This window comes from Rhizobium leguminosarum bv. viciae (assembly GCF_012276115.1).
Taxonomy (GTDB): domain Bacteria; phylum Pseudomonadota; class Alphaproteobacteria; order Rhizobiales; family Rhizobiaceae; genus Rhizobium; species Rhizobium leguminosarum_T.
Map to the genome: position 1 here is coordinate 87,772 of NZ_WIEU01000009.1, position 12,616 is coordinate 100,387.

Below are 12,616 nucleotides of genomic sequence, written 5' to 3' on the forward strand. Positions count from 1 at the left end.
CTTCGCGTTTAACGCGAATGCCTCTCGTCATGTCGCGTTACAGCCGTATTTCAGTGGTCGGGTCTATATTGTTGTTTGATTTCCCAACCCTGATTGTCATGCCCCAAGTCTCTCACAGAGCCGGTCATGGTTTTCAGCAACAGCGGTCAGGAAATCCAGCTTTGGTACCGACATGAAAAAAGGCCGGTTGCCCGGCCTTTCCTTTACGCTGCTTCGTCGATCGCCCATTTCCTGAGGATTTTCGCGGCGCGTTCCTCGTTGATCTCGACCATACGGGAAAGCTTGCGTTCCGGGCCTTCCTTGACGCGGCGATTGAAGTTTCCATCGTCGTCGCCGAGGCTGAGCAGGTCCTCGGTGCTGTCGAAGCCGAAGTCGGACCCGAAGCCGTCCATGAGAGCGCCGCCGGGTGCTCCCGATGCAGGCGCGAAGTCCGGAAGCTCGAGGCCAGCCGCTCCCGGCGTCGCGTCGCCGAAAGCCGCGGAGCTGCCGTTGCCGTTGATGCTGCGCACCAGAGGCCGCAGGCCCATCCAGACCACCACGAAGGCGACCGCGACAAAGGCGAGCGAGTTGATGATGCCGGCAAGGTTGCGGCTCAGCATGTCCATGACGCGGACACCGCCGGTGGCGTCTTCGAGCAACTGGTTCTCGAGGAAGTCCATGGCCGTCACGGTGACGACGTCGCCGCGCTTGGCGTCGATGCCGGCCGCCGAAGAGACGATCTTCTGCATTTCGGCAAGATAGGCGTCGACCTTGGTCTGATCGGCTGGCTCACCGACCATCTTGGCGATGCGGCCCTTGTTGACCACCACGGCGATCGAAAGCTTTTCGACCTTATAGCTGCTGCGGGTCGTCGCCGTCGTCTTGCTGTTGATTTCGTAGTTGGTCTGCTCTTCGCGCTTGTCGGACTTGTCTTGCGATTCGGGCCCGGCGGAGCCGCCAGCCTCGGGAGCCGCCTGCGGAATGTTCTGCTCGACCGTCGTCGCGCTATCGGACTGCTTCTGCTGCGACTGCTGGGCTTCCTTCGTCGAGCGGACCGAGCGTTCGACCTTGGATTCGGGATCGAAAACCGTTTCCTGGATCTGCTGGGCGTCGGTGTTGAGATCGGCGGTGACGCTGGAGCGGAAGTTGTCCATGCCGAGGAAGGGTGCCAGCGCCTTGTCGATGTTGGATTCGACTTCCTGCTGAACGTTCTGGACGATGTTGAGCGAGCGGTTCAGCGAGCTGTTGCTCGCCTCGTCGCCGGAAGCGAGCAGTTGGCCGGCGGAATCGAGGATGGTCACGTCATCGACGTCAAGCCCCGGCACGGCCGAGGCGACGAGATGGCGGATCGAAGTCGCCGCGCTGCGCCCGGTGGTGGCGCTTGCGCGAATCATGACGGATGCGGTCGGCTTCTGCTCCGCCTTCCGAAAGTTTCCGACCTCCGGCATGACGATATGGACGCGCGCGGCTGTGATACCCGAGATCGACTGGATGGTGCGGGCGATTTCGCCTTCCAGCGCTCGAACCCGCGTTACCTCCTGCATGAAGGAGGTCAGGCCGAGGGAGCCGACATTGTCGAAGAGTTCATAACCAGCATTGGCGCTGTTCGGCAGGCCGCGCTCGGCAAGCATCAGACGGGCCTTGCCCGTCATCCCCGCGGGAACGCTGATGCTGGAGCCATCCGTACCGACCTGAAAATTGATGTTGGCTTCGGCAAGCGCCATGCTGATCTGGTTGAGATCCGGCGAGTCCAGGCCGACATAGAGGGTTTCCTGTGCCGGTTTGTTGACGTAAAGGGCGGCCGCAAGGACGATTGCAATGGAAACGGCACCGACGCCTCCGAGAATCATCAGGCGTGTTCGGCCCAGGGAACCGAAGTTCTTAAAGATCTGAACTAATTGATTTAACAGATTCATTCTGTTCTCGCACGATCCGTCAAAGACAAAGCAGGCTTATTGCCTCATCAGACGAATAGTCGCCGAAACTTGTGCGAGCGTTTCGTGAGAGTGTGCGGGAGCGAAAGACCTAAAGTAATTCCAGCAAAAATGCGCGGCGGTTTTGCGTCCCGAATTGCGCAAGAACAAGGAGAAAGCGCTTTCGTGTCTCGGAGAAAAACGGAGCGTTCTAGAAGAAATCGAAGTCGCCGGCTGCCTTGCTCAACGGCTGAGAATGGCCGTGGCGTGTGGCGCCGCCCAACGCCTTCTGCATCTCTGCCAGCTTGACGAGGCTGAGCGCCGTTGCGACGTCGACTGCCCAGCCGTGCGGGATTTCGCCGGTGATGGTGTCGATAAACTCTGCAAGGCCGCGTGATTTCTGCACGGCCAGATCGATGCCCTGCATGACCTTCATGGCATCCGGCGAGTTCAGGATTTCGGCGCCGCCGAGGTCGAGAAGCTGCGGCTCGATGCGCTCGATGAGATAGGCGACATCGTGCAGTTCGGACACGATGCGCATCAGGATGTCGCTCAGCGCTTCGACAGGCGCAGGCGGCTCAATCATCTGGGTAAATGTCATATGAAAATCCTCGCCATCAAAAAAATTCGATACTGGTTTCGACGGGCTTCTGCGGAGCTGCGGGGCGCTGCTCGAGAGCGACGGTTCTCTGCGTTTCGGCGCCGGTCAGGGGGTATTGCCGGGCACGACCGGAGACCGGCCAATATTCAAGCTTGCGTCCATGCTCTCCGCCGGTCGAGGAACCGACCACCGGAATGCCTTCATCCCTGAGGAACTGCACGGCGAAGGCCGCGTTCTGCTCACCGACATTGGAGAATGTCGAGATCGTCTTCGCGCCGCCGAAGATCTTTGCCTCCAGCCGGTCGCGCCGGGCGCCCTGCTTCAGGAGACCGTTGATCAGCAGTTCCATCAGATGCACGCCATAGCGCGTGGCATCGCCGCCTGATGTCGGCGACGTCGCCGAACCGGGCAGCAGAAAGTGGTTCATGCCGCCGACACCGGCGACAGGATCTCTGAGGCACGCAGCCACGCACGAACCGAGAATGGTCGAGAGGACCGCATTCGGATCGTTCAGAACCTTGTACTCGCCCTGAATGATGTGCACGCGGCGGGCTGCCCCCTCAGTGATCATTTCAGGGCTCCAAACACGGCTTCGATGGCCGCTTTCATCTTCTCGATCGTGAACGGCTTGGCGAGCACGTTGTTGGCGCCGAGCTGGGCCGCCTTCTGCACCAGTGCGCGGTCACCCTGGGCGGTCAGGATGATGAAGGCCGCCTTCTTGGTGTTGGGGTTGGTGCGCACTGCCTGAAGGAAGCCGATGCCATCCATCTTCGGCATGTTGAAGTCCGAGATCACCAGGTGGTGCGGCTGCTCGGCCATGATCTTCATGCCCTGCTCACCGTCACCAGCCGACGTGATTTGCTTGAAACCGAGCTGGGTCAGCGCATCGCTGAGCAGCAACCGGCTCGTCACCTGATCGTCGACGATCAGAACTTTGATTTTCTCTGCGAGCGACATTTATTCGGTCCCTTCCTTTCGGGCGGCTGTCATTTTCAATATTTCTTCACCGATGGCAGACAGCGGCAGCTGCTGCTCAACGGCGCCAAGTTCGTGAGCAACCCTTGGCATTCCGTAAACGACACAGGTTTTTTCGTTCTGGCCGAGCGTTCTGGCGCCGGCGTGGCGCATTTTCAACAATCCGGCGGCGCCATCGCGGCCCATTCCGGTCAAAATCACGCCGACGGCATTGCGGCCCGCCAGTTCCGCGACCGAATCGAACAGCACATCCACCGAGGGGCGGTGACCGTTGACCGGCGCGCGGTCAATGAGACGGCAGCAGGGCGCCGAGGCGCCGCTGACCTGCAGGTGCCGCTCGCCGCCGGGCGCCAGATAGATCTTGCCGATTTCGAGCCGGGCGCCGTCGGTCGCTTCCTGCACCACCGGTGCACAGAGGCGGTTCAGCCGCTCGGCGAAGCTCTTGGTGAAGGTCGGCGGCATATGCTGGGTGATGACGGTCGGCGGGCAATTCGCCGGAAATTTCTGCAGCACGGCAATGAGTGCCTCGACGCCGCCGGTCGACGAGCCGATCGCGACGATCTTACGGCCAACGCGGAAGTCGGCGACCGAGGGTGGTGGCGCGACGGCGGCGACGGGCTGGGAATACTGGCGTTGCGTGCGCGCGGCGGCCTTGACCTTCTCGGCGAGGTCGCCGAAAGGCCTGAGTTCGCCCGGCGCCGGCTTGCCGACGCAGTCGAAGGCGCCGATCTCCAGCGCCGCAAGCGTCGCCTCGGCGCCGCGATGGGTCATCGTGGATACCATGATCACCGGCATAGGACGCAGCGTCATGATCTTTTCGAGGAAATCGAGGCCGTTCATGTTCGGCATCTCGATGTCGAGCGTCAGGACGTCGGGGTTCAGCCGCTTGATCGCCTCGCGCGCTTCCAGAGCGTCGCCGGCCTGGCCGATGACGTTGACCTCGGGGTCGGAACTCAAGACGGCGGTGATCAGCCCCCGCATCGTCGGCGAGTCGTCAACAACGAGAACTCTTGCCGGAGCGCTCATGCCTTCCTCCCGAGACCTTTGGCCGTGTAGCGATAGGTCGTGATGCCGATATTGTCGAAGACGTGTTTTGCCTCGCCGGAGACACGCTCGGAATGGCCGATATAGAGATGCCCGCCCTCCGGCAGCAGGCCGGCGAAACGCTGCCAGATCTTCATCTGCGTCGGCTCGTCGAAATAGATGACGACGTTGCGGCAGAAGATGACGTCGAACTTGCCCTTGAACGGCCATTGCGCCATCAGGTTCAGTTCGTTGTAGGTGATCAGCCGCTTCACGCGGTCGTCGACCTGGAACTTCCGGCGGCCCTGCACCTCGACTTCGCTGAACCATTGCTTGCGCATGGCAGGCGACACGGTTTCAAGCGCGCTCTCGTCATAGGCGCCGGCCCGGGCGATCGCGAGGATCTTCGGATCGATGTCTGTTGCCAGGATCTTGAAGTCGTAATCCGCGACATTCGGCATCAGCGACAGCACCGTCAGCGCGATCGAATAGGGTTCCTGCCCGTCGGAGGAGGCGGCCGACCAGATGCGCACCCTGCCGCCCGATCTCGCCCGCTGCAGAAGCTCCGGCAGGACATGGTCGCGCAGATGGTCGAAATGGTGGTTTTCGCGGAAGAAACGGGTAAAATTGGTCGTCAGATGCGAAAGCATCTCGCGACGCGGCGCAGCACCCGCCGGCGAAGCGACGAGGTCGCAATACTCCCGGAAGCCGGACAGGCCGAGATTGCGAATATGCTTCGACAGGCGCGAATAGACGAGCGACGCCTTGGTCTCGTTGAGGAAGATGCCGGCATCCGAATAGATCATCGCAGCGATCTCGGTGAGGTCGCGGCGCGTCAGCGGATATTCTCCGCTCGCCAGGACCTCGTCGGATCCCTGCCTCTGATCTTTTGCGCCCATTACACTCATGCGGCTTCGCTTTCGGTCTCTGGAAAGAGGGATTCGAGTTCGATCAGGCAGATCAGGCGCTTCTCGATGGCGAGAACGCCGCGAGCAAATTGACGCTCGAGCTCGGAGGTGATCTCGGGCGTCGGCTGAATGGTTTCTTCGGTCACCGTCAGGATGTCGGAAACGGCATCGACCAGCAGGCCGACGACCTTGCGCCGGACCTGGGCGACGATGATGACATGACGGGCAGTCGGATCGGCCGGCTTCATGCCGAGCCGGGCCGCAAGATCGATGATCGGCAGCACCGCGCCGCGCAGGTTGATGACACCCAGCATATAGCCAGGCGAATGCGGCATCGCGGTTGCCGGGGTCCAGCCGCGGATTTCGCGAACCGACATGATGTTCACGCAAAATTCCTGATCCCCGATGCGGAACGCGATCAGCTCGCGATCCCCCTCGTTCAGATTTTTTACAGTGTACGACATTCCCTTATCCCACCGCTGCTAACGACATTTCCGCTTTGAGCGACTGGCCGCGCGAGGCACCGACGACCGCGTCGACATCGAGGATGAGAGCGACGCGCCCGTCACCGAGGATGGTGGCGGCGGCAATGCCCGGCACATGGGTGTAGTTCGCTTCCAGGCTCTTGATGACCACCTGGCGCTGACCCTGGATGGCGTCGACCATCAGGGCGCGCTGGCCGCCGCCTTCGGATTCCACCAGAAGCGCCACGCCCTCGACCGGATTGGCCTGGGTAGCGCGGAAGTTCAGGATGCGGCCGACATCGACCAGCGGGCAGAAGCTGTTGCGGATCGAGATCAACCGGTGGTTCGCACCGAAGGAGTGGATCGCGGCCGCTTCCGGCTGCAGGGTTTCGACGATCGCCGTCAACGGCACGACCAGCGTCTGGCCGGCGACGGTGACCACCATGCCGTCGAGGACGGCGAGCGTCAGCGGCAGGCTCATGGTGAAGACCGAGCCGTGACCCGGCTTCGAGGTGATGTTGATGCGGCCGCCGAGCGCCTGGATCGAGCGCTTGACGACGTCCATGCCGACGCCGCGGCCGGAGATGTCGGAGATCTTGTCGGCCGTCGAGAAGCCCGGCAGGAAGATCAGGTTGTCGATTTCTTCGTCCGACAGGTTGGAATCGGCCGGGATGAGGTCGTTGTCGATCGCCTTCTGGCGGACCTTCTCGCGGTTGATGCCGGCGCCGTCGTCGGCAAGCTCGATCAGGATGCGTCCCGAACGATGCTTGGCGGTCAGGCGGACGGTGCCTTCGGTGTTCTTGCCGGCGGCTGCGCGCTTTTCGGGCGTTTCGATGCCGTGGTCGACGGCATTGCGGATCATGTGGGTCAGCGGTTCGGCGAGCTTGTCGATCACCGTCTTGTCGACTTCGGTGTTTTCACCCTCGGTGATCAGGCGGATCGACTTGCCGGTCATGTCGGCGATTTCGCGAACGATACGCGACATGCGCTGGAAGACCGGCTTCACCGGCTGCGCGCGGATGGCCATGACCGAGTCCTGGATCTCGCGGGTGAGCTGCTGCAACTCCTCGAGGCCCATATTGATCGAAGAGGTGCCGGTCGTGTCGTTCTCGATGACGCTCTGCGACAGCATCGCCTGGTTGATGACCAATTCGCCGACGAGGTTGATGAGGCGGTCGACACGGTCGAGATCGACGCGGATCGTCTGGCCGGCGCCGGCGGCATTGTTCTGGGCGGCGGCACTTGCTGCGGCCGCTGCGGCGGCTGCCGATTCCTTCTTCTCGACGCGGGCGGCGACCATCTGCGTGACGTTGGAGGCAGTCTCGGCGGCAGCAACGGCTGCGGCCGTCTCCCGCGCGTCCGAGGCGGAAACTTCTTCCATTGCGCCCGTTTCGTCCAGGATCGACAGATCGAAGGGAACCGGCACCATCGGCAGTTCGTCGTTGCTGGTGGCGCCGGCCCTTGCTTCTTCGACCGGCTTGACCGTCAGCTCGCAATCCCACTCGGCGAATTCGAAGACGGTGCGGATGGCGTCCTCGCCCTTGTCCGTCTTGATCGTGACGTTCCAGAAGAAATAAGCGCCTTCCGGGTCGAGTTCCTCGAGGCCCGGCAAGTCATCCGTATTGCAATAGATCGTCATTTCACCCAGGCGCGAGAGATCACGCAGCAGCAGGGTGGCGTCATTGCCCTTTGAATAGAGTTCGTAGCGCGGCTTGAAGATGACTTCATAGGTCGGCATGCCGCCCGCATCGTCTTCGCCGCCAAAATCGTCGAAGGAAAAGGGGACCGGCTGGAAGCCGCTGTCGTCAGTCGGCTTGGAGGTCGGCGCCGGAGCGGCCGGAGCAACTCTTGCGGCGGTCTTCGGCGCAGGCGCCTCGGCTGACGCAGAGGGAGACGGCAATTCGCCGTTGGCCAGCGCCTCGAGCTCCTTGACGAGGCCGCGGCTGCGGCTTTCATCGACGCTTCCGCCGTCGCGTGCAGCATTCGTCAGGTCGGCGAGCACGTCGGCCGACTTCAGCATCACCTTCAGGACATCCTGGCTCGGCTCAAGCTTGTTGGATCGAACGCAATCGAGAGTGGTCTCGAAGACATGGGCGAAGGCGACCAGATCGTCAAGGCCGAAGGCGCCGGCGCCACCCTTGATCGAATGCACGGCACGGAACACCGCATTGACGGTTTCCGGATCGCGATCGCCATCATTCAATTTCAGAAGACCGGATTCCAACTCGGCGAGCTGTTCCTCGCACTCCTGGAAAAAGATCTCTTTGATTTCGTTCATATCCATAGGAGCAAATCCTGGGTTTAAGCGGTTACACGCTCAATGGCATCGATCAGCTTGGCCGGGTCGAAAGGCTTGACGATCCAGCCCGTGGCACCAGCCTGGCGGGCGCGGTTCTTCTTTTCCGCGTCGCTTTCGGTGGTCAGAACCAGGATCGGGATCGCCCGATATTTCTCGTTGCGGCGGACACCTTCGATGAAGCCGAAACCGTCGAGGCGCGGCATGTTGATGTCGGTCACGATGACGTCAGGATTGGACTCTTCGAGGATCTCGAGGCCCTCGATGCCGTCTTCCGCTTGGATCGTCTCGAAGCCGGCATTGTTCAGCGTCACGAGAAGCATGTTTCGGATGGTGCGGGAATCATCCACGGTCAGCACTTTTTTCTTCATTGCCGAATCTCCTTGGCAAGCAGGTGGTCAATATTGACGCCAACCAGCTGCATGGTTTTGTGAAATGCGTCGGACACCTTGGAGAAGGTGAACGGCTGCTTGTCCTGCTCCCAGGTCTTCTCGGCGGACATCAGAACCTGGGCGCAAAGAGCACCGATCCGTTCGACGCCGGAAGCGTCTATCGAAAGACCGCTGCCCCGGAGAGAGAGGAGTTTATCGCGCAAGGCGGAAGCCTCGTTGAGGTCGAGCACCGCCGTCAAGTCCAGCGTCTTGCCACTCTTCTTTGCTGCCATCAGCTTTTCCTTATCCCCTTATCCCCGGCCCGAAGACGAGCTGAGGCAATCATCCGATAGGTTAGTAAACATTCCGCCCACCTCCGACGTTTGCGAACGCTTGCGGAAGGCCAAAATCGTCATTTTCGTATTCGTCCACGACCGGTGCCGGGCGGGTAGCGCCCTCAAGGGCGCGCGGCGGTGTCACGCGCACCGGCGCCGGGCGCCCGGCGGTGGCGTTTTCCCGGGCGATGCGGAATTCGCGAATCGTCTGGCCGAGCTCGAGAATGACGGTGTGGAGGTGGTCGGCGCCTTCGGTCGAGCGCTCCGCAAGGTCGGCGCTGTCGGCCACCTCGCTACCCAGGCCCTTGACGTCGGCTGTCACGCTGTCGAGGCTTGCGGCATGTTCGCCGGTTCGGGTGGCGATGCCTGATATGGCGGCGTTGATGTCGGTGACCTGACGCACGATGCTGCCGATCGAATCCTGTGTGCGCCCGACCATCTGCACGCCGGCATCGACCTGCGCCTTGGTCGTCGTCACCAGGGTCTTGATCTCGCGGGCGGCTTCGGCCGAACGCTGGGCAAGGGCGCGGACTTCCTGGGCGACGACGGCAAAGCCGCGGCCGGAATCGCCGGCGCGAGCGGCCTCGATGCCGGCATTCAGCGCCAGAAGATTGGTCTGGAAGGCAATCTCGTCGATCGCACCGATGATCTGGCCGATCTTTTCGGCCGACTGCTCGATGTCGGCCATGGCGCTGATCGCGCGGCCGACGACCTCACCGCTTTCCTCAACGGCGGCGCGCGTCGAGGCGGCCGCCTGTTCGGCAGCGCGGCTGTCGGCGGCGCCATTCCGGACACTGCCGGCGATGCCGGCAAGGGCAGCGGCGGAAAGCTGCAGCCGGTCGGCCTGGCCGGAAGCCGTGCCGGCGAACTGCCGCGACAGACCGGCAAGCGAGCCTGTCTCCGCTTCGGCCTTGGTCGTGCGCTCGGTAATAGTGGTAAACTCGGCCTGGAGGCCATCCAACGCGCCGTTCAGCGCGGCGGCGATCCCGGCATGAGCGCCGTCACCGTCGATGGGGGCGCGCCGCGTCAGGTCGCGTGCGGAAAGACCTTCGATGACATCGCCGAAGATCCTGATGATCTCGGCCTCGTTGTCGGCGCGCTGATCGGCGAGCGCGCGGCTCTGGGCGGCGCGCAGCGCATTGAAGCGGAGCGAGACGGCAATTTCCACATCGACCATGACGATGCGGATGATCGCTGTCATCAGATCGGAGATTTCGCGGGTGCGACGCTTGGCCGACGGCAGCAGCGGACGGCCGGCGATCTCTTCGGCGAGACCGGAAACGACATGTTCCAGCATAACGCCATGGCCGGCGACGTGCCAGCGCGGGTCGAGGCCCATCTTGCTTTCGGTATCGGAGAGAACCTTGACGCGCTCGGCATAGAGGCTGTCGAACCGCGCATCCGTCAGCACGTCCCAATGCGAGGATTGCAGATCGTGCAGGCGCTCGACCTGGCGCTCGCTCTCGAAATTGCGCGAGGCGTCGGGGAATGACTGGAACCTGTGGAAGAGATCCCTGAGGCCTGCCTTCAGATGCGCTTCAAGCGCCGTCCGGTTGCGGCGCACCAGCTCGCACTGGTCGGCATCGAGACCGGCAAAGCGCAGGCGGTCGCGCAAGCTGCCTGCCTGCGCTCCACGAGCCTGATCTGATGGCATGTCCTGCCTCAACGCCTGTCCCCAACCACTTTCCGGGCGAAGGCCCGGCCAAAAACTTGCGCAGCATCCGTTGAACGCGAAGCGTGGAGACGGTTCTCACCACCGGTTACAACCGGCGGATCGAAACCCCCTGATCAGCTATGTTTCGGAGCTGTCTGAAGAGATGGATACCGGATCAACCCGGTACGGCGGGACGGCGTCATGCCTGGTGGGAACGAGTGCATCTTCCCATTCCGACGTGTACATCAATGTTTATGGTTAATTCCTTGCCTGAAGGTTAATAAGCCTTTCGCCGTGCAGGCTTTTGAAGCAATTCAAGGCCGTTCGCAGCAAATACTGTTGCGGAGTTGCATGGCTGCTACAAGGCACACGCAAGCTCCGTGTTATATGCCGGTCGATAACCAAGACATGACGTCGACAAGGACAGAGCAATGATTGTTCTCGGATTGGGTGCCTGCTTGATTGCAATGACGCTGCTTGCAGCCGTCGCCCGCCTCGATTCCCTCGCCGCAAACCGCGATATCCGCGCCCTTCGGGTGTTCTAAAGCGCGTCGCAATCTCCACCCTTGCCCGTTGGCAGTCCGGCGCCTTTGGTGTATCGCACTCGCGCCTTTCATGTCAGCGGAACTATCGGTTCATGTCCCCCAGATCTGGTCTCCTCATCGTTCTTGGCTTCACGCTCTGGCGCGTCGTCACGCTCAATTTCGATGCGACGGATCTTTTCGTCGACGAGGCGCAGTACTGGTTCTGGTCACAAAACCTCGACCTCGGCTATTATTCCAAGCCGCCGATGATTGCGTGGGTAATCCGGGCGATGACCGAGCTTTCCGGCTCCAACGCCATCTATTGGATCAGGCTGCTCGGACCGCTGATCCACATGGCCGCGGCACTGGTATTGATGAAGACGGCAAAACGTTTCGTCGGGCCGGAGATCGAAGGCTGGACGGGCGCCACCTACATCACGCTCCCCGGTGTGGCGCTTTCTTCGGTGTTCTTCTCGACCGACGTGATTCTGCTGTTTTTCATCGCGATCGCCCTGCTTGCCTATTTTGGCTTGACGCAGCGGCGCTCGGTCGGGCTGGCGCTGGTCATGGGCCTTGGCGTCGGCCTCGCCTTCCTGACGAAATATGCCGTGCTATTCGTCGTTCCGGGCGGCGCGATTGCCCTCCTCCTCATTCCGGCGGCGCGCATCGCCATTCGCGATTTCATCATCGCGGTCGCGGTCGCGGCGGTCGTCGCCCTGCCGAACCTCTGGTGGAACCTGCAGCACGACAACACGACGGTGCGGCATACGCAGGACATCGCCCATTGGAGCGAACTCGGGATCAATCTCCGTCGCGGGCTTGAATTCTTCGCCGCCCAGTTCGGCGTTGTCGGGCCGATCATCTTCTTTGCGATGCTCTGGGCGGTGTACCGCATGATCAGGGGCAAGAGCGACGATCGGGAAAAGATGCTGGTCTGGCTGTCGATGCCGGTAGTGCTGCTGATCACGCTGCAGGCAACGGTCGCCAAGGCTTACGCCAACTGGGCGGTGACCGCCTATGTTGCCGGCACCATCCTTGCCGTCTGGCTGCTTTACCTGAAGTGGCCGAAGGGGCTCAGGCTGTCGCTGACCATCAACGGCATCGCCAGCCTGCTCTTTCCTCTGGCGACAATCTTTCCGCATCAACTGCTGCTGCCGAACGGCGACGCGCTGATGAAGCGCTATCTCGGCCGCGCCGAGGTCAGCCGCGAGGCCGCCGCACTCGCAACTCAGTCCGGCACGAACATCATCGTCACCGACAATCGCGATATGGTCGCCGATCTTTTCTATACGCTCCGCGATGCACCCTACAGGATCTATGCACGGGCGCCCGCCGGCCTTCCGGAAAGCTACTACGAGCAGGAATTCGCTTTGCCTGCCGACATCACCGGCAAGGTGCTTTTCCTGACGGACGGGGCCTTCACCTGCGCCACCGAGACGCCCGAAGTGCTGAAGAACTGGCTGCCGACGGAGGGCAACTACAAGGGCAAGACGCTTTCCATCTACAAGGTCTCTGCCACCTGCCTGGCGCCCTGAGCATGTTCAGCTTGCCCCGACGACAGCGCCAAGCCTCT

The 12,616-nt window shown here is 61.9% G+C and carries 12 protein-coding genes; 1 reads left to right on the forward strand and 11 read right to left on the reverse strand.

The window, feature by feature from the left end; translation table 11 throughout:
* Positions 1-203: 203 nt before the first annotated feature.
* The 11 genes from fliF to GFM02_RS17555 all read right to left on the reverse strand — a co-directional run bounded on the left by fliF (position 204) and on the right by GFM02_RS17555 (position 10,519).
* Positions 204-1,895: a flagellar basal-body MS-ring/collar protein FliF gene (gene fliF, locus GFM02_RS17505; protein WP_168322285.1), complete on the reverse strand. Its 1,692-nt coding sequence runs from the start codon at positions 1,893-1,895 to the stop codon at positions 204-206.
* A gap of 208 nt (positions 1,896-2,103) precedes the next feature.
* Positions 2,104-2,493 carry a chemotaxis protein CheT gene (gene cheT / locus GFM02_RS17510; protein ID WP_168322286.1) on the reverse strand — a complete coding sequence of 130 codons (390 nt, stop codon included), beginning with the start codon at positions 2,491-2,493 and terminating at the stop codon, positions 2,104-2,106.
* Positions 2,494-2,509: 16 nt separating this feature from the next.
* Complete coding sequence (gene cheD / locus GFM02_RS17515) at positions 2,510-3,064, reverse strand: chemoreceptor glutamine deamidase CheD (protein ID WP_003545509.1); 555 nt, start codon at positions 3,062-3,064, stop codon at positions 2,510-2,512.
* Positions 3,061-3,450 (reverse strand): response regulator, encoded by a 390-nt coding sequence (locus GFM02_RS17520; protein ID WP_003545503.1) that lies wholly within the window; start codon positions 3,448-3,450, stop codon positions 3,061-3,063. The genes cheD and GFM02_RS17520 overlap by 4 nt, the downstream gene beginning before the upstream one ends.
* Entirely contained in the window at positions 3,451-4,494 is a 1,044-nt protein-coding gene (gene cheB / locus GFM02_RS17525) for a protein-glutamate O-methylesterase CheB (protein WP_017958976.1), read from the reverse strand. It lies immediately after the preceding gene.
* On the reverse strand, positions 4,491-5,399 hold the full coding sequence (gene cheR, locus GFM02_RS17530) for a protein-glutamate O-methyltransferase CheR (protein ID WP_018072553.1): 909 nt from the start codon (positions 5,397-5,399) through the stop codon (positions 4,491-4,493). Before cheR ends, cheB begins: the two co-directional genes overlap by 4 nt.
* Positions 5,396-5,863 (reverse strand): chemotaxis protein CheW, encoded by a 468-nt coding sequence (locus GFM02_RS17535; protein WP_020048469.1) that lies wholly within the window; start codon positions 5,861-5,863, stop codon positions 5,396-5,398. The genes cheR and GFM02_RS17535 overlap by 4 nt, the downstream gene beginning before the upstream one ends.
* A 4-nt stretch (positions 5,864-5,867) precedes the next feature.
* A complete protein-coding gene (locus GFM02_RS17540) occupies positions 5,868-8,147 on the reverse strand; it encodes a chemotaxis protein CheA (protein ID WP_168322287.1) in 2,280 nt (759 codons plus the stop codon).
* 17 nt (positions 8,148-8,164) lie between these two features.
* Positions 8,165-8,530 carry a chemotaxis response regulator CheY1 gene (gene cheY1 / locus GFM02_RS17545; protein ID WP_017958972.1) on the reverse strand — a complete coding sequence of 122 codons (366 nt, stop codon included), beginning with the start codon at positions 8,528-8,530 and terminating at the stop codon, positions 8,165-8,167.
* Complete coding sequence (locus GFM02_RS17550) at positions 8,527-8,823, reverse strand: STAS domain-containing protein (protein WP_168322288.1); 297 nt, start codon at positions 8,821-8,823, stop codon at positions 8,527-8,529. The genes cheY1 and GFM02_RS17550 overlap by 4 nt, the downstream gene beginning before the upstream one ends.
* A gap of 61 nt (positions 8,824-8,884) precedes the next feature.
* A complete protein-coding gene (locus GFM02_RS17555; protein WP_168322289.1) occupies positions 8,885-10,519 on the reverse strand; it encodes a globin-coupled sensor protein in 1,635 nt (544 codons plus the stop codon).
* A gap of 637 nt (positions 10,520-11,156) precedes the next feature.
* On the opposite strand from GFM02_RS17555, the gene GFM02_RS17560 reads away from it, so the two are divergent.
* Entirely contained in the window at positions 11,157-12,578 is a 1,422-nt protein-coding gene (locus tag GFM02_RS17560; protein ID WP_168259412.1) for an ArnT family glycosyltransferase, read from the forward strand.
* Positions 12,579-12,616: the final 38 nt, after the last annotated feature.

Coding starts and splice junctions, on each gene's coding strand:
- fliF (WP_168322285.1), bottom strand. CDS start 1,895: ATGAATCTGTTAAATCAATTAGTTCAGATCTTTAAGAACTTCGGTTCC.
- cheT (WP_168322286.1), bottom strand. CDS start 2,493: ATGACATTTACCCAGATGATTGAGCCGCCTGCGCCTGTCGAAGCGCTG.
- cheD (WP_003545509.1), bottom strand. CDS start 3,064: ATGATCACTGAGGGGGCAGCCCGCCGCGTGCACATCATTCAGGGCGAG.
- GFM02_RS17520 (WP_003545503.1), bottom strand. CDS start 3,450: ATGTCGCTCGCAGAGAAAATCAAAGTTCTGATCGTCGACGATCAGGTG.
- cheB (WP_017958976.1), bottom strand. CDS start 4,494: ATGAGCGCTCCGGCAAGAGTTCTCGTTGTTGACGACTCGCCGACGATG.
- cheR (WP_018072553.1), bottom strand. CDS start 5,399: ATGAGTGTAATGGGCGCAAAAGATCAGAGGCAGGGATCCGACGAGGTC.
- GFM02_RS17535 (WP_020048469.1), bottom strand. CDS start 5,863: ATGTCGTACACTGTAAAAAATCTGAACGAGGGGGATCGCGAGCTGATC.
- GFM02_RS17540 (WP_168322287.1), bottom strand. CDS start 8,147: ATGGATATGAACGAAATCAAAGAGATCTTTTTCCAGGAGTGCGAGGAA.
- cheY1 (WP_017958972.1), bottom strand. CDS start 8,530: ATGAAGAAAAAAGTGCTGACCGTGGATGATTCCCGCACCATCCGAAAC.
- GFM02_RS17550 (WP_168322288.1), bottom strand. CDS start 8,823: ATGGCAGCAAAGAAGAGTGGCAAGACGCTGGACTTGACGGCGGTGCTC.
- GFM02_RS17555 (WP_168322289.1), bottom strand. CDS start 10,519: ATGCCATCAGATCAGGCTCGTGGAGCGCAGGCAGGCAGCTTGCGCGAC.
- GFM02_RS17560 (WP_168259412.1), top strand. CDS start 11,157: ATGTCCCCCAGATCTGGTCTCCTCATCGTTCTTGGCTTCACGCTCTGG.